Genomic DNA, 18,976 nt, shown 5'->3' with positions numbered 1-18,976 from the left:
ATGTTTCCTGCCCTTCGGAACAGCTTTTCAGCTTCGTTTCCGAGGGAAGCCACCAGGCTTCCCTTTTTTCTTGAAGCCCGGCTTGGCAGGATGGCCTGACTTTCCGGCAAACGGCTTGTCACTGCGGCCTCTCGGCGTGAACCCGCCGCGCTGCTGCTTCTGGCTCTCGCGCATCCGGCTCTGGGTGCGCAGAACCTGCTCAATCCAGTCATTCAGGATCGACGTGTTGATCTCAGCGTTCTGCTGCGCGGGATAGGCTTCCGGGAAGCGCAATGCGAGCCAGCGCCAGGCGACAAGGCGCTTATGGCGCTTTTCTGCCCGTTCCAGCTCTTCGCGGCCGGCCTGCTCTGGATGGGGCAGGCGACCTGTTCCTGGTGGCGGAACCGGGCGACCAGCAGCGTGATCCGCGGCCCAACTCACCAGTCGCTGAATCCCATTGTCCCGCTCATCAATCGGGCACATGGCGTAGGTCCAGCGTGTGGTCAGATCGAGGTTTTCCACGCCTTCCAGAGCTGCCGCAATCTCGAGAGACTGCTCCATGTCCGCCAGGCGGTAGTTTGGATCATCCGGCCGCAGAACAGCGTGCTTGATGCGTGTCAGAACACCATAAAGACTGTCGCTGCCGATTTCTTCAGCAACGGCACGCACGATGTCTGAGTCTGGCTGAACCAGTGGACGCAGTTCCGTCACAGGCTCTGGAGGAGCAGCCAGCATGTGGCGAACGAAAGTCGGGCTTCCGGATTCTGCAAGAACGCAGACAAGGCCTTCCTCATGCTTGCCGTAGCGGCCAGCACGACCCCCGATCTGTTTGACCTCCTGCGAGATCAGATCGCGGGTCTGGCGCCCGTCAAACTTGCGCAGGGCGCTGAAAACAACGCGGCGGATGGAGAGGTTCAATCCCATTCCAATAGCGTCTGTTGCAATCAGAATGTCTGCATCGCCATTATTGAAACGGGCGGCTTCCGCGCGGCGCACTTCAGGGCTGAGGGCGCCATAAACAACGGCCACCCGGCGTCCACGGGCCATAAGTTCGGCCCGCATGTCCAGAACTTCACGCCGTGAAAACGCAATGACGGCATCGCCGACCGTCAATTCGCTGAGATGAACCGTTCCGCCAGCTTTGAGCGGACTTTTTCGTTCGAGATGGATCTCGTCCACTGGGTCGTCACAGAGTTCGGCAATCCGTTTGACGAGCGGGATACAATCCGCAGCGCCAAGAATATATACATGCCGAGCTGGCACACCCATGATCGCGGCTGTCCATGCTGCACCCCGATCCGGGTCCGCCAGCATCTGGGCCTCATCAATGATGGCGACGTCCACCGGCTTGTGGAACGGGCACATTTCGACCGTTGCTGCCAGGTGGCGGGCACCGGGCATTTCAATGCGCTCTTCGCCCGTGGCCAGAGATGCGGGAACGCCACGTGTCAGCAGAGCTTCCCGAAATTCATGCGCCAGGAGACGAAGAGGGGCGAGGGCTAGACCACTTTCTGCATTGGCGAGAGCATTGAGCGCTGTGTAGGACTTTCCCGAATTGGTCGGGCCGGTAACGAGCGTAATGCGGCGCTTGAGAGAACGCGCCGTGCGGAAATGAGCCGCAAAACGATCCAGCGCCGCGACGCGGGCAATGGCAGCATTGCCGACCTTGGTGCCACGTTCCAGCTTCTCCGGACGATCCGGTGTGCCGCTGCGCCACTCGGGAAGGCGTGCACGAAGCTTCTTCAGTTCGTCTGGATCGAAGAAGAACAGCTCGATGCCGTCGTCACGTGTTTCGCGTTTGGCAATGGGAAGACGGTTTTCCGCCACCCACCGCAACGCTTCACGCCGGGAACAATGGAGAATGCCCGGGACTTCTTCAAACCCGGCAAGATTGGCTTCCCATTCTTTCAGGCGTTCGAGCTCACGCTCCCGGCGACGTTCTGCACGGGCCTGAATGTCAGCCTGTTCGCGGGCACGACGCTCTTCCGCCAGGCGGAGATCATCTTCGAAGCCCAGGTCAACGCTTCCGAATGCGCTCGCAATACTGCGGGAAAGCTTTTCAAGCTGGCCGCCAGACAGGATCAGCCCGGCATCTGCAAGATCGGCACGAACCTCTTCCAGAACGCTGCGTGGCGAGTCTCCCAGATCCTGCCAGCGTGAGACCAGAACATCCTCTAGCTTAAGGCGCAGAGCCGCGATGTCGGCACGGGGATCATGCGTGCGGGCTGCGGCTTCCTGTGTGTCGGCCTTCGTGACCCAGACTTCACCGGCTCGGCGGGCGACATTCATGAGCTGGGACGCCCATGTCTTACGCCGTACGACGCAGAGCGCGTCGATCAAGGCCTCGTGGGGGAGGGTAGCTTCATTACCCTCAAGTCGCCGGGCGACCTGCCGAAGCAGTGCTGGCCGCTCACGGGGGGTAATGTCCAGTGGTGTCCCGAAATCGGCTTCAGCCTGGTTCAGGGCCCGTTCGGCGGGAGAGAGGGGGGCGTCGCTCACGGAGTCGTCTGTCATGAAAAGACTTTTGCGTCATTCGGCTATCGGGTTCAACGCAGATGGGTTTTCCGAAACGTGATGATTGCGCTAAAAGGTCCGGCTCTTATCAGGTCCGAGACCTGTTATCCGTGCCACACCGGAGACAGAAACCGATATGTCCACCCCGAGTTTTGCCGCCCCGACTCCTGAGATCGACGAACCCATTACGGGCCTGACGCCGTATGAAGGTCATCCGAAACAGTATCGTCTGGCCGAACCCAGCAAGGAATACGCTCATCTGTATCCTGCAAAGGTTCTGACCGTTCATCACTGGACGGACCGTCTTTTCAGCTTCACCACAACGCGTGACCCGGGCCTGCGGTTCGAGAACGGCCAGTTCGCGATGATTGGCATTGAGGTCGAGGGTAAGCCGCTTCTGCGTGCTTATTCCATCGCGTCTGCCAACTATGAAGACCACATGGAGTTCCTCTCCATCGCCGTGCCGGAGGGGCCGCTGACGTCCCGTCTGCGTCATGTGAAAGTGGGCGATACGGTTCTGATCGGTCGTAAGCCGGTGGGGACGCTGCTTCTTGATAACCTGAAGCCGGGTCGTAACCTGTACTTCCTGTCCACAGGCACTGGCCTTGCGCCATTCATGAGCCTCATCAAGGACCCGGAAGCCTACGAGCGCTATGAGAATGTGATCCTCAGCCATACAGTCCGTATTTCCGGCGAACTGGCTTATGAGAACCACATCCGTCATGAACTGCCGGAGCATGAGTTTCTGGGTGAGTTCGTTGCTGAGAAGCTGAAGTACTACCCGGCTGTGACGCGTGAAGACTATGCCGTTACGGATCGCATTACGAAGCTGATCGAAAGTGGCAAGATCTTCGAGGATCTGGGCATCGACAAGCTCGACCCTGAGCATGATCGCGTCATGATCTGTGGTTCGCCGGAAATGCTTGCGGATACGGAAGCACTTCTGGAGCGTATGGGCTTCGAAGAAGGCAACATGAGCCGTCAGGGTTCGTATGTTGTCGAGAAGGCGTTCGCAGAGCGCTGAGACCAGAGGCACGGAAGGCCGGGATTTATGCAGGAATTCGATCTTTTCGTCATCGGAGCCGGATCGGGCGGGGTACGCTGTGCGCGTATTGCTGCCCAGAACGGCGCGCGCGTCGCGATTGCGGAGCGTCGTCACTGGGGCGGAACCTGCGTCAATCTCGGCTGCGTGCCGAAGAAGCTGATGGTTTATGCGGCGGAGTATGGCCGAGAGATCGACGATGCCCGCGCTTATGGCTGGGATGTAACTCCGGGACCGCATGACTGGCGCACGCTGATTGGCGCCAAGGACCGTGAGATTGAGCGCCTGAATGGCATTTACGTCTCAATGCTGAAGAAAGCTGGCGTCGCGCTATTCACGGGCGATGCACGCTTTGTGGATGCGAATACGGTTGAAATCGGTCCGTCTGAGCTTGCTCCGGATGCTGCGGTTCAGACCGTTCGTGCCAAGAACATTGTCATTGCGACGGGTGGTGCACCGACGCGCCTCGATATTCCTGGTGCGGAGCACGCGATTGTTTCGGATGATGCGTTTCATCTGGAGAGCCGCCCCGAGCGCGTTGCCATTATTGGCAGCGGCTATATCGGGATTGAATTTGCAGGCATTTTTGCGGGGCTCGGTTCGCAGGTAGACTTCGTTTATCGGCAGGACCTGCCGCTGCGTGGCTTTGATGAGGAAATGCGTCGCCATATAGCAGAATTGGTGCCACTGAATGGCATCACATCCCATCCGGGCAGCACGCCGGAACGGATTGAGAAGACTTCTGAAGGGTATAACCTTCACCTGAAGGGTGGAAAGGTCCTCGAAACCGACTGCGTTTTCATGGCAACCGGGCGGCATCCGAACCTGACATCCCTAGGGCTGGATCTGGCCGGGGTCGAGGTCACAGACGGTCGCATTGTCACACGCCTTGAAGATGCAAAGACGAACGTTCCGGGCATTTATGCCATCGGGGACGTGACGGACACTTATAACCTCACGCCGACCGCTATTGCCGAAGGTCATCTTCTGGCGGAGCGTCTATTCGGCGAAACGGGCCGCGAGTGGTCTTTCGGAACGACCCCAAAAGCTGTTTTCTTCAGTCAGCCGCTCGCTTCGGTTGGGCTAACGGAAGAAGAAGCTGCGGAACACCATACGCTTGATATCTATACGTCGTCCTTCACGCCGATGCGCCAGTCGCTGTCTGGTCGTAAGGGCAAGGCGTTCATGAAGCTGGTTGTGGATTCAAAAAGCCAGGTCGTGCTGGGTGCCCATATGATTGGCCCGGATTCACCGGAAATCATCCAGGGGCTGGCCATTGCCGTCACGGCAGGTCTGACCAAGCGCGATCTGGACCGCACGATCGGCCTCCATCCCACAAGTGCGGAGGAGTTCGTGACCATGCGGACGCCAACGCGCCATGTTCCTCCTTCTTCCGACAAACAGAACTGATACTCCGATGGCTCATGACGATCCTTTGCCGCCTCTGAAGATCATGAGCCATTACACAGCAGGGCAGGTGCAGGCGTGAAACTCGGCTGGCTGTTTGCGCCGTCCATCACCTCCGTGATGTTCGCCCTGCGTACGACGATTGCTTCGCTACTGGCTCTGGCCATCGCTCTGTGGATGGAACTAGGTGAGCCGCAATGGGCCGCCATGACGGTCTGGATTGTCGCCCAGAACTCCCGCGGAGAAAGTATCTCCAAGGGCCGCTGGCGTCTGGTCGGCACGGTTGCTGGTATGGTTGCCGCCATCGCCCTGATGGGCATGTTTCCGCAATATCCTTGGCTCTTTCTTCCTGCTTTGGCGATCTGGGTCGGACTTTGCGCCGGGTTCGCCACACTGACGCATAACTTTCGAGGCTATGCGCTCGTTCTTGCCGGGTACACCTGCACGATCATTGCTCTTGGCGCCGTCAAGGAGCCGGACAATGTGTTCAACATCGCCATGGCGCGTGGAACGTACATTTTTCTGGGCGTGATCTGCGAGACGGTTATGGGAATGGTGTTCGTTCCCAATGTGGCAGACCGCGCCCGCGAAGAACTGCGAAAGCGGTTGCAGGCTATTCTCACAAAAGCCAGCGGCGCTCTGACGGACGTTCTGAACCAGAAAGCCAACGCCACAGATACGCTCTGTGCCCTCATGGGATCGCTTCAGGCATCAAGCGATCAGATCGAGTTCTCCCGGATCGAAATTCGCAGTCAGGGAAACGAGGTCGAACATGCCTATGTGACGCTGGGCCTCGTGGCGCGTGTTCTGTCGCGCGGACTGGGGCTCAAGACGCGTATGACGTCTGTGTCTCATATTCCGGAAGCACTTCTCCCGTTTCTTCACGACATGGGGGTCGCCCTTGAAGGGCTGCCAGCACGTCTGGAAAGCGATCGTCGCGGCATTGCAGCTCTTGTTCAGACAGAAGCCTTACTCGCTGAATGTCGAGGCCGAATGCAGGCAGTTTTGCCACGGGACGACGAAGATTCCCTAAATGAAGGCATCATTCTGACCGGCGTGGAGGTCATGATTTCGGACCTCTGTGAAACACTGCGTTCCTATCGCGCGAGTGTAGATGGTGCCCCGATTTCTGAGCGTCACCGCCTGACCCGGAACACAGACTGGCGCGCGGCCGTCCGAAACGGAGTGCGGACGATGGCTGCTCTTCTATTCGGGGCTTACGTCTGGGAAGTGACAGCCTGGCCGCAGGGCAGTGTATTCCTGACCTTTATCGCCGTGGTCTGCGCGCGGTTTGCCACTTTTGAGAATACGGTTCTGTTGAGTGGCGCGTTCTTTTACGGCGCAGTCTGGGCCGCATTGGCGAGTGTTATTCCCGTTTTCGTCGTGATGCCTGTGACGGCCAGCTATGTCTTTTTCTGTCTGACCGTTGGCTTCTTCATGATGTTGGGCGGTCTTGCGACGCGTAATCCGGGCACGGCCGTCATGGCAGCGTCCTATGGTACGTTTTTTCCATTCCTTCTCGGAATGGATAATCAGGGACGTATGGACGAGATTTCGTGGTTCAACACGACGATCGCCCTGCTGCTTGGTCTTGGAGCCGGCGTCGTAATTTTCCGCGCAGTTTTGCCCTTTACGCCACGTCGGGCGGCTGAGGTGCTACGGTATCAGCTGCGTCGCAGTCTACGGCGTCTGGCGCTTCCAGGCGTCGTCATGGATGAATACGTCTGGATTAATGATGGTACGCAAAGCATGGAGCGTGCCGTCCGATTTGCAGGGTCTCTGGCAAGCGATCGCGCTGAAGAAATGCTGCGTGGAACGCTATCAGTCATGACGGTTGGGCGAAATGTGCTGATGCTGCGAAAGCTGGCGCAGCATGGCAGTCTGCCAGATACTGCCGTAGCTGCGGTGGATGGTCTGATCCGCAATCTTCTGCGTCGTAAGCTGCCGCTCACCCATACAGCCGCAACGATTGAGCCGACACTGACAGAACTTTACGCCCTTGAGCGTGAGTCTCAGGACCCGTCCATTCGTCATGATCTTGTATTGGCGATTGGCTCCCTGCTGATCGTACAGTCAGAACTGCCGACCAGCAGGGCGTTTCTCAGGGCAACAACCTGAGTTTCAAGATTAGGACGCCAGGAATTCCAGCAGGTCTGCATTGACCTGTTCGGCATGGGTGAAGAACAATCCATGCGGAGCACCATCATATTCCCGGAAGATCGATCCCGGGATCAGATCGGCGGCACGCCGACCAGCGATATCAGCCGGAACCGCTGAATCAGCCGTTCCATGGATGATGAGCGTGGGAATGGTGAAAGACTGAAGGTCACTGCGGAAATCGGTTTTCCCCCAAGCGTCCACACAGTCGAGCGTCGCCATTGGGCTAGCCATGCTGGCCAGTGTGAAAGACCAGTCCAGCACGCCCTCACTGACGGGGTGGTGCAGCATGGTCGTGCCATAAAAGCCCGGCAGAAAGCTTTTCAGGAAGCCGAAGCGATCCTGTCGAATTTCCTGTTTGATGCCATCGAAAACAGAAATATCCACGCCTTCGGGATTGTCCGCAGTTTTCAGAAGGAATGGGACGATGGAGGCCAGAAGCACAGCTTTTGAAATTCTTGAGCGACCATGGCGCGTCAGATAGCGGGCAACTTCGCCACCGCCCATGGAAAAGCCCACGAGGGTCGCATCCCACAGGTCAAGCTGTTCCAGAATGACCGCAAGGTCATCGGCCAGAACGTCATAATTATAGCAGTTGATGGGGTGGCCTGAGAGACCAAAGCCGCGCCGGTCATAGGTAATGACGCGGTAGCCAGCTTCGACAAGTGCGAGGGTCTGTTTTTCCCACATATCGCCGGTCAGTGGCCAGCCGTGGATCAGAACAACCGGGCGTCCGACGCCCATATCCTTCACATGAAGGCTCGTTCCGTCAGTAGCAGTAATATACGGCATGGAGTCTGCTCCTCATACGATCTGGCTGGATAATACCAGCCGCATCCTGAAGAGCAGAACCCCTGCGCTGGAGATTGGTTTCTTTTACCAGCCGTTGCCGCGTGGAGCGACATAGCCGTTGCCGGTGGCATCACCGAGCTGGCCAGACTGGGTGTTGTTGCTGCCCTGATAGGACGACCCGAATTTGGAGAGGTTGGCACCCGTTACGCTATCGCGTTCCACCCCGGCCTCATGGTCCGGATCGGGCCCGTGCTCAAATTCTGTGCTCGGAGCATCCTGATAGCCAGGTGGCAGGGACCGGTGGCCACGGGCACGGAAATGCTCTCCGCCATTGGCCTTCTGTTCAGCGCCCGGCACTTGAGACTGGGTGCTGTTTTGCTGGGGGGCTGTTTCGTAGGGCTGACCGAAAGTTGTGCTCTGAGCCTGAGCCACCCCTCCCAGCAGAGCGGTCGCCAGCAGGGCATGGCAGAAAAAGCGGGAAGAGGGCAGCATGGGATCTGGTCCTGAACCAATCATGGAAATCAACGGCCCCATCACCATATGGAAAGCAGAACCGCATATTTTTTTATAATCGGTCCGCTTGGGCTGAGGTTCAAGAGTTCTTTTCATCTCGAATGGCGGGAGCAGGAGGAAGCAGTGGAGGATCTCTTTGCGGAAATGCGGGTTCGCACAGAGCTCGGGACAGGCGCGGTCTGGCTTCCAGGCTTTGTCGACTCCGTTGCGGACCAGCTCCTGCAGCATATCTATTCTCTCTCCCAGATTTCTCCTTTCCGCTTCATGATGACACCGGGTGGTCGCTCAATGTCTGTCGCCATGACCAGTTGCGGGGCCTGCGGCTGGTATACTGACAAACGCGGATACCGGTACGTTCGACACGACCCGAGGACTGGCCAACACTGGCCGGATATGCCGGATATATTTCGTCATATCGCGGCCGCGGCCGCGCAGGAGGCCGGATTTTCAGATTTCACTCCCGTGTCGTGTCTGGTGAACCGCTACGAGCCAGGCGCGAAGATGGGGCTTCATCAAGATCGGGATGAAGGTGATCTGGCATCTCCGATTGTGTCTGTTTCTCTGGGGGTTCCGGCCCGATTTGCGTTTGGAGGCTTACTGAAGACAGACCCGGTCAGGCGCTTTGATGTGAGGCATGGAGACGTCATGGTGTGGGGCGGGCCGTCTCGGCTGGCATGGCATGGCGTTTCGCCCATGCGTGAAACATTCCATCAGCAGACAGGTGCCATGCGTTACAATCTAACTTTTCGCGCTATCAACCCGGCGCTTTTTCAGCCATAAACAGCGCCCCGCAATTCTGTTCACTTCCCGACCCCCGGAGGGCATTCAATGCACCCCTCGACCAAGACCCAGACGTCCGACAACACGATGTCATGGTCTCCTGCAAGCTGGCGTTCCCGTCCGATCGTCCAGGCCCCGTCTTATGAAGACGAAGCTGCGCTTGCTGCTGTCGAGGCTCGTCTGCATCGATATCCCCCGCTGGTTTTTGCGGGTGAAGCCCGCCGCCTGAAGACACGTCTGGCCGCAGCATCCCGCGGTGAAGCCTTTGTGCTTCAGGGTGGGGCCTGTGCGGAAAGCTTCGACGAATTTACGGCCGATATCGTCCGCGACACTTTCCGTGTGCTGCTTCAGATGGCTGTGGTTCTGACATTCGCCGCCAAGGTGCCTGTCGTGAAGATTGGCCGTATGGCGGGTCAGTATGCCAAGCCGCGCTCGTCCAATACGGAAACAATCGATGGTGTGACGCTGCCGTGCTACCGCGGTGACATCATTAATGGTCCGGAATTCACGGCGGCTTCCCGTATTCCTGATCCTGCCCGCATGGAAACGGGGTATTTCCAGTCTGCCGGTGTGATGAACCTCCTGCGTGCGTTCGCAAATGGCGGTTATGCAAACCTGCATCAGGTTCATAGCTGGAACCTCGGTTTCGTGGAGCGCTCACCGCTTGCGGCCCGTTATCAGGATCTGGCCCATCGCATTGACGAAACGCTGTCCTTTATGCGGGCTTGTGGTTTCGATAGTGCGGCATCCCAGATTGATGAGACGGAATTCTATACGTCTCATGAAGCTCTTCTGCTGCCCTACGAGCAGGCTCTGACGCGCATCGATAGCACCAGCGGTAACTACTATGACTGCTCTGCGCACTTCCTGTGGATTGGTGATCGCACCCGTCAGCCCGATGGCGCGCATGTTGAGTTCCTGCGTGGCGTTCAGAACCCGATCGGTATCAAGGTTGGCCCGACGACGACGGTTGAGGATCTGGAGAAGTTGCTCGAGATCCTGAACCCGAATGACGAAGCCGGTCGCATCACGCTGATCTCGCGTATGGGCAAGGACAAGGTGCGCGAGCATCTGCCGCCGCTTCTGGATGCCGTTATCAAGACGGGCCGTACGGTCACATGGCTGTGTGATCCGATGCACGGCAACACAACCACGACGTCCAGCAAGGTCAAGACGCGCTCCTTCGAGAGCATTCTTGGTGAAGTGCTTGGTTTCTTCGATGTATTTGAAGCCGCAGGCCGTCGTCCGGGCGGTATCCACCTTGAAATGACAGGTCAGGATGTGACCGAATGCATTGGTGGTGCCCAGTGTCTGACGGAAGCCGATCTGGGTGATCGGTATGAAACATTCTGTGATCCACGCCTTAATGCGGAACAGTCGCTTGAAATGGCGTTTCTACTTGCGCATGAACTGACAGGCCGACGAGCAGGAAAGCAGGAATGAATTCTTCCGTTTCTCAAAGCGCATTAGAACAGTCCAGCGGTGCCATCGGCCCGCTGGATCAACAAACAATTGAATCCAGGACCGATGCTTATTTCGGACGAACCCGAAAAATCGTCGAACATTTTGGTGACGCGAAAGTCACCTATGCGGTTTTTATCCGCCGCCCGGTCATCGCGGCCTGTGGCATAGCAGTCACCTGGCTGCGAAATGTGGCCAAGGCCCAGAGTTTCGACCTCCATATCCGCGAAGTTTATGAAGAAGGGCAGTGGGTCGGCGCGGGTGAACCGCTTCTGTATCTGACTGGCCCGTTCACAAAACTCGCCCCTCTCGAAACCCTGCTCCTTCAGCGTCTTGGTGCTGCCTGTGTCGCTGCCCATAATGCGTATCAAATGGCAATGGCCTTGCCAGAAGTCCCGTTCCTGGCAATGGAAGCGCGTCATTGTTCTGGCTTCGAAATGCAGGAACAAATGGGCTATGCGGCAGCCGTTGGCTCCCGTGCTGCTCAAAAGGAAGGGGCTCGTGGATTCATTGGGAATGCCAATGACGCAACAGCTGGCTTCTTTGGTCAGGAGCACGGTCTTGGGACCATGCCGCACGCCCTGATCGGGTATGCAGGTTCAACGCTCCGGGCTGCCGAGATGTATGCCGAAGTCTACCCGAATGATCCGCTGACCATTCTGGTGGACTATTTCGGGCAGGAAGTGACGGATGCGCTTGAAGTCTGCCGACGTTTCCCGGAAAAAGCTGCTGCCGGGCAGTTAAGTGTCCGCCTCGATACGCATGGTGGGCGCTTTCTGGAAGGGCTGGACCCACAGTTGTCTTACGCCGTGCTGGAACGCTACACGCCGGGTACGATCCGCCGCTACCGCTCCGATGCAGAGCTGCGGGATCTGGTTGGCACGGGTGTTTCGGCTGCTGCGATCTGGCGAATGCGCGAAGCACTGAATGAGGCTGGTTTTCCGAAAGTGAAAATCACGGTGTCGTCAGGGTTCAATGTGTCCAAGTGCACAAGCATGCGCGATGCTCACGCACCGATCGACGTTGTTGGCAGTGGCTCTTTTATTCCTGATCGTTGGTCCGAGACCTATGCAACGGCAGACATCGTGGCCTATGACGGCACGCTTCGCGTCAAGGTTGGGCGTGAATTTCTGCTGAACAAGGCAAAAGCCGAACAGGAGGTCTCATGAGCGACGAAGCCGAAAACCCGGGAACGGAAACTGCCGGGCAGGGCCAGTCCTGGAGTGTCAGGATCATCGATCTCTCCGGTGCATCCGAGGATGACACTGTAGAAGTTGTAAAAGACTTCATGGACCTGATGCACGCCAATGCTTACGCCCGCGCCTATGTGCGAGACAGTATTGAGCGCTGCCGCGTTTCCGGTGCGACAAGTCGTGAAGTGCTGGAAAGCTGGATGGCTTTTGGTGAGAACGCGGAAGTTGTTGATGCGGGAGATGATGGCTGGAAGTCGTCCACGGAACTGGATGACTTCGTTGCCAATCGGGCGACCCCCATGGAGCGCGACTGGCGCGCTATTGATCCGCGTCGTCTCGTGGATGACGACGAGATTGCTGGTCCTCCAGACGATGACGAAGATGATGAAGACGACGAAAATACCCACGAAGTCATTCGTCACTGAATTAATGGCTGCCCCTGTGAAACAGTAGTCTCACAAGGGCAGCATCCCTGCACCGAGTGGGGTCACAAAATATCCACATGACTTGGGATCTGTAACTGTTACGTTACATTGACCGATACACTGATGAAGTCATGTCGATGCATATTTTTCAAAAGACATTTCTAGCGATTTCCCTGCTCACGGGTCTGGCCTGCTCAACGGCTTATGGCGCAGACATTGGGCGCGAAACTTTGCCGAATGGTTTGCGGGTCGTTGTGGTCCGCAATCCGATCGCCCCTGCCGTCAGCGTGCAACTGACCTATATGGTGGGGTCTGCTGAGGCTCCGAAAGGCTTTCCGGGAACAGCTCATGCGCTTGAGCACATGATGTTCCGTGGAACGCCCTCTCTCAGTGGAGACCAGCTTTCAACAGTGATGGGGACGCTAGGGGGGCAGTTCGATGCTTTCACGCAGACGGACCTGACCCGCTATCACTGTCTGATTCCGGCGCAGGATCTGGATGTCGTCCTGCATATGGAAGCGGATCGGATGCAGCATCTTTCATTGGATGCGGGGCAGTGGGCGAAAGAGCGGGGTGCTATTGAGCAGGAAGTTTCGCGGGATCTTTCGAGCCCTGATTTCCGGCTGAAAGAACAAATGAATTCTATTCTGTTTGAAAACAGCGGCTACGATCATTCGCCGTTAGGAACCCGGCTGTCTTTCGAGGCGACAGACGTGAAGCTCCTACGAGATTTTTACAGTAAATGGTATGTGCCCAATAATGCTGTTCTAGTTATCGTCGGGGATGTCGATCCGGTTACGAGCCTGAAGCAGGTTGAACAGATCTTTGGATCTATTCCCGCACAGCCGCTTCCAGAACGCCCGAAGGCTCCTGTTGCGCCGGTTGTTCCCCAGGCCTTTAGCGTGCAGTCAAATTATGCGGTCGATGGGGTTACGTTGTTCTGGAGAGGACCCACTCTCCGCGATAGGGATGCTCCCGCTGCAGTCCTGTTGGACGCAGTTCTTTCGAACCGTCGTGGACCCCTCTACAAATTGGTGCTGCAACATAAGGCGCTGTCGGCGGAATTGGGTATCGCTCGGGGTCTTCACACGGGAACCGTTCAAGCATCTTTGACAATTCCCAGAGGAGGCGACCCAAAGGCGGCTATGGCCCTTCTCAAGACGACACTTACTGAAATTCGGGCCAAGGGTGTATCAGCGGATGTGCTCGAGGGTATGAAAAAACGGGTGCTTTCGTCGAAGGCTTTTGAAAAGAACTCCATTGCAGGGCTTGGTAGTCAATGGTCTGCCGCTGTGACAGCAGAGAATGCCGATAGCCCCGATGCTGTCTACGATCGTTTTACAAAAGTGACTGTGCAGGACGTCAATGCTCTGGCGCGTAAACTTCTGGATCCGGAACATGCCGTTGCGGTGACGATGCTTGCATCAGATCATGCGGTTTTGCCAGCAGGAACAGGCTTTGGTGGCGCAGAATCCTTTGGCAGTCACGCTAGCGCGACAGGGCCGCTGCCTGATTGGGCCAAGCCGATTGAAAATGTTCCCGCGCCCCCAATCTACGACGCGCCGGATGCAGACTTCATGCTTCCAAACGGTCTGCGGGTGCTGGTGCGAACCAGACATATCAGTCCAACGGTATTTTTGTTTGGGTACATAAAGTCCGACCCGGACATGCAGGCCCCAACCGGAAAAGACGGCGTTGCCGCCCTGACAGGTCAGTTGTTTTCGTTTGGCTCAGTTACACGAGACCGGGAAATATTAGAGAAGAATCTGGATGATCTGGCAGCTACTGCAAGAGGTGGGACCAATTTTTCCATTCGAAGTCGGACACAGGATTTCGGTGCTGCCCTTACCATTTTGGCAGACTTGGAACTGCACCCGGCGTTTCCCCAATATGCGTTTGATTTGATACGTCAGAACATGATCCGTCTGCAGGCAGGTGCTGAGCAGATGCCTGCCTATCGTTTTCAGAGAAGCATCACGAACACATTGATGCCGGAAGGTTTTCCCTCTCGTCGCATGCAAACCATGAAGACACTATCGGATCTGACCCGTGAGGATGTGCTATCCTATTACGCGTCCGTCTATCGACCAGATATGACGACGATAGAAGTTGTTGGTGACATTTCCGTCGAAGAGGCACGCAGACAGATCACAGCGGCCTTTGGGGGCTGGAAAGCCAGCGGACCAAAGCCAGATGTGGATTTGCCAGCCCTTCCATTGCGTACGCTTCCGGAAGTCCAGTCCGTCAAAGATTCTGTTCGGTCACAGGATATGGTGATTATCGCACAGGCGAATGCCCACGGATGGACGGACCCTCAGCGTTACAACATGATGTTGGCTGATACCATGTTAACCAAAGGCCCTGACAGTCGCTTGTATCAAGATCTGCGGATCAAAACGGGATATGTTTATACTGTCGAATCAATGGTCTTTGCTCAGAAAAATTTTGGTACCTACAGTGTGGGTTTTGGTGCTGATCCTGGCTCCGTGAAGGTCGCGCGGGAGCATGTTCTGCAAGAGTTGCAAAGCATGGCAGCAACGCCCGTCACTATTGGAGAGTTGAACAGGGCCAAAGCACATGTGATCCGCGGAATGATTATCTCGAACGCGACAATGTTGGCGCCCAGTAGCACGGATGAAAATCTGATATTGCGTGGACTTGGCTGGGAGCATTTGAACGATGCCGCTAAAGCCTATCAGGCTGCGACACCTGAAAGCGTTCAGGCGGCATTCAAAAGCTATATTCGTCCGGATGGGTTTGCGACGTTCATATTGGGGCCAATGCCGGAGGGTCTGAACTGAAATAGAACCAGAAGTCGTTCTGTTTTCGGGCAGATGAGGGTATCAGAACAGAATTCTCAGATGCCCCGAAAGCAGGATGCCGCAGCTTGTGAAAAACCGAATTCTGGTCAGTGCCTGTCTGCTGGGTCAGCCAGTCCGATATGATGGCAAGGCAAAAACCCTTCTGCACCCGCTGCTTCAGCAATGGCAGGAAGAGGGACGTCTGGTCGTGGTCTGTCCCGAGCTTGCAGGTGGGATGCCCGTTCCACGCCCCCCGGCGGAAATCGGGGCACGGAAGAATGGCAAAGATGTTCTTCTGGGCGAGGCGCGTGTGACCGACACGTCCGGTGCAGATGTGACGGATGAGTTTATAGCGGGAGCCCGGATTGCCCTGAACGTCGCGCAGGCACAGAGATGCGGGTTCGCGTTGCTTATGGAAGGTAGCCCGTCCTGTGGAAGTCAGATGATTTATGACGGCAGTTTCAGCGGGCAGAAACATGCCGGAGCAGGTGTAACGGCTGCGCTGCTCCGCCAGAACGGGATTCAGGTTTTCAGTCAGGACACGATTGAAGATCTGAGGATTGCTGTTCAATTGGCCGATTAAATACTGCTCTGAATGGGGCCAGAGCATTTCCTACCGATTTGTCATCAACCTCCCGTTTGACCCGGCGGCAGGGACGTCTAAATTCAAATTATGAACAGTCAAAATCTCTCAGCGGCCACTGGCCCGTCTGCCCCCTCGGCCGAGAACGGTGTTCCGCCGCGCTGGGACCTGTCCGATCTGTACGCGTCGTTGGACGATCCGGCGATCGAACAGGATTTCGCGACTCTGACATCATCCGCCAAAGCTTTCAGCGAAACCTGGAAAGGCAAGCTTGGTCAGGCCGATGGTGCTGCTTTGGCGAAGGCATTCGCAGAATATGAGCGGATCGAGGAAGGGCTGGGACGCATCGGTTCCTTTGCCCAATTAGGTTTTGCCGCTCATACGACAGATCCGGTTTGGGGTCGTTTCACACAAGGCATTCAGGAGCGTGTCACAGATATTTCTGCTGATCTGCTCTTTTTCTCGCTGGAACTGAACCGTCTGGATGACGACGTTCTGGACAACGTGTCAGTTGCGCCAGAAATGACCAAATGGCAGCCGTTCCTGCGGGATCTGCGGGTATTCCGTCCTTATCAGCTCTCGGATGAGGTTGAGCAGGTTCTGATGGACAAGTCCGTAACGGGACGGAGTGCCTGGAACCGGCTGTTCGATGAAACCATGGCGAGCCTGACCGTCACGCTTGATGGGGAGACAAAACCCTTGGGTGCAGCGTTCAACACCCTGACGAGCGCAGAGCGTGACAGGCGTGCCGCAGCCGCAGAGCAGATCAGCGCTGTACTGGCAGACAATTCCCGTCTTCTGACGATGATCACCAACACGCTCGCCAAGGACAAGGCGATCGGGGACAAACTCCGTGGTTATCCGCGTCCGTCCAGCAGCCGGAACCGTGGCAACATGGTCGAGGACGAAGTTGTGGACGCGCTGGTCAGCGCCGTTGATGAGGCTTATCCGCGTCTATCCCATCGTTATTACGCAATGAAGGCCAAGTGGCTCGGCCTAGAAAAGCTGGAGCACTGGGACCGGAATGCGCCCCTGCCGGGTGTGGCTGACACGGTTATTCCGTGGGAGAATGGCAAAGAGATTGTTCTCAACGCCTATACGGGATTCGACCCGGCACTTGGAACACTGGTGGACCGCTTCCTGACGCATCCGTGGATTGATGCGGAAGCTGCACCGGGCAAGTCCTCAGGGGCTTTTGCCCACCCCACCGTACCGTCCGTCCATCCCTATATTCTGATGAACTATCATGGTCGCGCCCGCGATGTGATGACGCTGGCTCACGAGCTCGGGCATGGGGTGCACCAGATCCTTGCAGGTCAGAAGCAGGGTTATCTGAACTCCGCGACGCCTCTGACCCTGGCTGAAACAGCGTCCGTTTTCGGTGAGATGCTGACGTTCCAGTCTCTGCTCGATCGTGAAACCGATCCAAAGCGTCGCCGTCATCTTCTGGCGGCGAAAGTGGAAGACATGCTGAACACGGTAGTCCGCCAGATCGCGTTCTATCAGTTTGAGGTTCGCGTGCATGATGAGCGGGCCAAGGGTGAGCTGTCCGCAGAGCAGCTTGGTTCCATCTGGCGCGACGTACAGGAACGAAGCCTCGGTCCGGCGTTCCACTTCACGCCGGATTATGACGCCTATTGGTCCTACATTCCGCACTTTGTGCATTCGCCGTTCTATGTGTACGCCTATGCGTTCGGGGATTGTCTGGTGAATGCTCTGTATGGCGTCTATCAGGATCAGCCTGACGGTTTTGCCGACAAATACCGGACCATGCTCGAAGCTGGCGGGACACTTCGCCACAAGGAATTGCTGGCGCCGTTCGGTCTTGATGCGACGGATCCGGGTTTCTGGCGTAAAGGACTGGATGTAATCTCGGGTCTGATTGATCAGCTCGAGCAGGAGGGCTGAGGGCACCATGGCGCGCGATCTCGATAATACCGGTTTGATGGGCGAACTTCGCCGGATGGCACGGACATCTGGTGCAGTCGGCGGCATCGCTGCGCGCCTGGCTGGAAACCGTCTTGGCATCAAGACGGACAAGGGTGTCCACGCTGAAGGCTTGAAGTCTTCGCTGGGCAATCTGAAGGGGCCGCTCATGAAGGCCGCTCAGCTTCTGTCCACCATTCCCGGCGCTCTGCCGGATGAATATGCGGAAGAACTGGCTCATCTTCAGGCCAATGCCCCCCCGATGGGCTGGAACTTCGTGCGTCGTCGGATGACGGCGGAACTGGGTGCCGGCTGGGAAAAGAATTTCCGCTCCTTCAGTCACGAGGCCGTAGCCGCGGCGTCGCTGGGGCAGGTGCATCGTGCTCGTCTGGTTGATGGACGCGAGGTGGCCTGCAAACTCCAGTATCCGGACATGCAGGGGGCGGTAGATTCCGATCTGCGGCAGTTCCGTGCGGCTCTAGGCGTGTATAAGCGGTTTGAGACAACGATCCGTCAGGACGAGGTTTACACCGAACTGTCCGACCGTCTTCGGGAAGAGCTGGATTATCGTCGGGAAGCCAGCCATCTGCGCCTATATCGGGACATGCTGTCTGAAACCCCGACTGTGACCGTTCCGGCCCCCATTGAGGAACTGTCCACCGGGCGTCTTCTGACGATGGACTGGGTGTCTGGTCGCGGCATGAAGGCGGTTCTGGCGTCTGAGGCGACGCAGGAACAGCGGGACGATATGGCACGGGCGTTGTTCCGCGCCTGGTACACACCGGTTTATCGCTATGGTGTCATTCACGGTGACCCGCATATGGGCAATTTCACCGTGCGCGATGATTACGGTTTGAACCTGCTGGATTTCGGCGCTGTCCGTATCTTCTCCCCTCGCTTTGTTGAGGGCGTGGTGGATCTGTTTGCCGCGCTTCGGGATAACGATGAAGACAGAGCTTTCCACGCCTATAGCAAGTGGGGCTTCGAAGGTCTGTCGCGAGAGACCGCTGAGGTTCTGAACGAGTGGGCTCGTTTCTTCTATCGGCCGCTGATGACAGATCGTGTTTGCTCTATGCAGGAGAGCAATGATCCAGCTGAAGCCAAGCAGGTTCTGGAAAGGGTCTATGACGGGTTGAAACGAACGGGAGGGGTGAAGCTCCCTCGTGAGTTTGTTCTGATGGATCGCTCGGCAATTGGCCTGGGAAGCGCGTTCCTCCGTCTGGGCGCGCGTCTGAACTGGCATCAGATGTTCCAGGAGTTGATTGACGGTTTCGACGTGAATGTTCTGGCGGCACGTCAGAAAGAAGCTTTGGCTAAGGCCAAAGTACCTCCTGCGCTGTCATCCCTCTAATTAAAAAGGGGCGTCCTCCATGCGGAAGACGCCCCTTTTTGAGTTCAGGCCA

The 18,976-nt window shown here is 56.9% G+C and carries 14 protein-coding genes; 11 read left to right on the top strand and 3 right to left on the bottom strand.

Annotated elements, in window-relative coordinates:
- Positions 1 to 27 precede the first annotated feature (27 nt).
- On the bottom strand, positions 28 to 2,493 hold the full coding sequence (locus tag M2305_RS02525) for a helicase-related protein (protein ID WP_264648483.1): 2,466 nt from the start codon (positions 2,491 to 2,493) through the stop codon (positions 28 to 30).
- A gap of 136 nt (positions 2,494 to 2,629) precedes the next feature.
- On the opposite strand from M2305_RS02525, the gene M2305_RS02520 reads away from it, so the two are divergent.
- The 3 genes from M2305_RS02520 (at position 2,630) to M2305_RS02510 (ending at position 7,060) form a co-directional block, all read left to right on the top strand.
- Complete coding sequence (locus M2305_RS02520) at positions 2,630 to 3,517, top strand: ferredoxin--NADP reductase (protein WP_046899709.1); 888 nt, start codon at positions 2,630 to 2,632, stop codon at positions 3,515 to 3,517.
- Between the two features lie 27 nt (positions 3,518 to 3,544).
- Positions 3,545 to 4,945: a glutathione-disulfide reductase gene (gene gorA / locus M2305_RS02515; protein WP_264648482.1), complete on the top strand. Its 1,401-nt coding sequence runs from the start codon at positions 3,545 to 3,547 to the stop codon at positions 4,943 to 4,945.
- A 75-nt stretch (positions 4,946 to 5,020) separates the two neighbouring features.
- Entirely contained in the window at positions 5,021 to 7,060 is a 2,040-nt protein-coding gene (locus tag M2305_RS02510) for an FUSC family protein (protein WP_086634575.1), read from the top strand.
- A 9-nt stretch (positions 7,061 to 7,069) separates the two neighbouring features.
- Here M2305_RS02510 and M2305_RS02505 read toward each other — a convergent pair whose 3' ends face one another.
- Positions 7,070 to 7,891 (bottom strand): alpha/beta fold hydrolase, encoded by an 822-nt coding sequence (locus M2305_RS02505; RefSeq protein ID WP_046899706.1) that lies wholly within the window; start codon positions 7,889 to 7,891, stop codon positions 7,070 to 7,072.
- Between the two features lie 84 nt (positions 7,892 to 7,975).
- Positions 7,976 to 8,431, bottom strand: coding sequence for a hypothetical protein (locus M2305_RS02500; protein ID WP_086634573.1), 456 nt, complete (start codon positions 8,429 to 8,431; stop codon positions 7,976 to 7,978).
- A 96-nt stretch (positions 8,432 to 8,527) separates the two neighbouring features.
- Between M2305_RS02500 and alkB the strand changes: the two genes are divergently transcribed.
- The 8 genes from alkB to M2305_RS02460 all read left to right on the top strand — a co-directional run bounded on the left by alkB (position 8,528) and on the right by M2305_RS02460 (position 18,924).
- Positions 8,528 to 9,184: a DNA oxidative demethylase AlkB gene (gene alkB / locus M2305_RS02495; protein ID WP_264648481.1), complete on the top strand. Its 657-nt coding sequence runs from the start codon at positions 8,528 to 8,530 to the stop codon at positions 9,182 to 9,184.
- Positions 9,185 to 9,232: 48 nt separating this feature from the next.
- Positions 9,233 to 10,627, top strand: coding sequence for a class II 3-deoxy-7-phosphoheptulonate synthase (locus M2305_RS02490; RefSeq protein ID WP_099210436.1), 1,395 nt, complete (start codon positions 9,233 to 9,235; stop codon positions 10,625 to 10,627).
- A complete protein-coding gene (locus M2305_RS02485) occupies positions 10,624 to 11,814 on the top strand; it encodes a nicotinate phosphoribosyltransferase (protein ID WP_264648480.1) in 1,191 nt (396 codons plus the stop codon). The genes M2305_RS02490 and M2305_RS02485 overlap by 4 nt, the downstream gene beginning before the upstream one ends.
- Complete coding sequence (locus M2305_RS02480) at positions 11,811 to 12,263, top strand: hypothetical protein (RefSeq protein ID WP_086634570.1); 453 nt, start codon at positions 11,811 to 11,813, stop codon at positions 12,261 to 12,263. The genes M2305_RS02485 and M2305_RS02480 overlap by 4 nt, the downstream gene beginning before the upstream one ends.
- Before the next feature lie 131 nt (positions 12,264 to 12,394).
- Entirely contained in the window at positions 12,395 to 15,064 is a 2,670-nt protein-coding gene (locus tag M2305_RS02475; RefSeq protein WP_264648479.1) for a M16 family metallopeptidase, read from the top strand.
- Between the two features lie 88 nt (positions 15,065 to 15,152).
- Entirely contained in the window at positions 15,153 to 15,647 is a 495-nt protein-coding gene (locus M2305_RS02470) for a DUF523 domain-containing protein (protein WP_456306133.1), read from the top strand.
- Between the two features lie 90 nt (positions 15,648 to 15,737).
- Positions 15,738 to 17,555: a M3 family oligoendopeptidase gene (locus tag M2305_RS02465; protein ID WP_264648477.1), complete on the top strand. Its 1,818-nt coding sequence runs from the start codon at positions 15,738 to 15,740 to the stop codon at positions 17,553 to 17,555.
- Between the two features lie 7 nt (positions 17,556 to 17,562).
- Positions 17,563 to 18,924 (top strand): ABC1 kinase family protein, encoded by a 1,362-nt coding sequence (locus tag M2305_RS02460; protein WP_086634566.1) that lies wholly within the window; start codon positions 17,563 to 17,565, stop codon positions 18,922 to 18,924.
- Positions 18,925 to 18,976 lie beyond the last annotated feature (52 nt).

This window comes from Gluconobacter cerinus, assembly GCF_025961355.1.
Lineage (GTDB): Bacteria > Pseudomonadota > Alphaproteobacteria > Acetobacterales > Acetobacteraceae > Gluconobacter > Gluconobacter cerinus.
The sequence above is the reverse complement of the archived record's forward strand: the minus strand, read 5'-3'. Positions and strand labels throughout refer to the sequence as shown.

Coding starts and splice junctions, on each gene's coding strand:
- M2305_RS02480 (WP_086634570.1), top strand. CDS start 11,811: ATGAGCGACGAAGCCGAAAACCCGGGAACGGAAACTGCCGGGCAGGGC.
- M2305_RS02490 (WP_099210436.1), top strand. CDS start 9,233: ATGCACCCCTCGACCAAGACCCAGACGTCCGACAACACGATGTCATGG.
- M2305_RS02525 (WP_264648483.1), bottom strand. CDS start 2,493: ATGACAGACGACTCCGTGAGCGACGCCCCCCTCTCTCCCGCCGAACGG.
- gorA (WP_264648482.1), top strand. CDS start 3,545: ATGCAGGAATTCGATCTTTTCGTCATCGGAGCCGGATCGGGCGGGGTA.
- M2305_RS02520 (WP_046899709.1), top strand. CDS start 2,630: ATGTCCACCCCGAGTTTTGCCGCCCCGACTCCTGAGATCGACGAACCC.
- M2305_RS02475 (WP_264648479.1), top strand. CDS start 12,395: ATGTCGATGCATATTTTTCAAAAGACATTTCTAGCGATTTCCCTGCTC.
- M2305_RS02465 (WP_264648477.1), top strand. CDS start 15,738: ATGAACAGTCAAAATCTCTCAGCGGCCACTGGCCCGTCTGCCCCCTCG.
- M2305_RS02485 (WP_264648480.1), top strand. CDS start 10,624: ATGAATTCTTCCGTTTCTCAAAGCGCATTAGAACAGTCCAGCGGTGCC.
- M2305_RS02500 (WP_086634573.1), bottom strand. CDS start 8,431: ATGGTGATGGGGCCGTTGATTTCCATGATTGGTTCAGGACCAGATCCC.
- M2305_RS02505 (WP_046899706.1), bottom strand. CDS start 7,891: ATGCCGTATATTACTGCTACTGACGGAACGAGCCTTCATGTGAAGGAT.
- M2305_RS02460 (WP_086634566.1), top strand. CDS start 17,563: ATGGCGCGCGATCTCGATAATACCGGTTTGATGGGCGAACTTCGCCGG.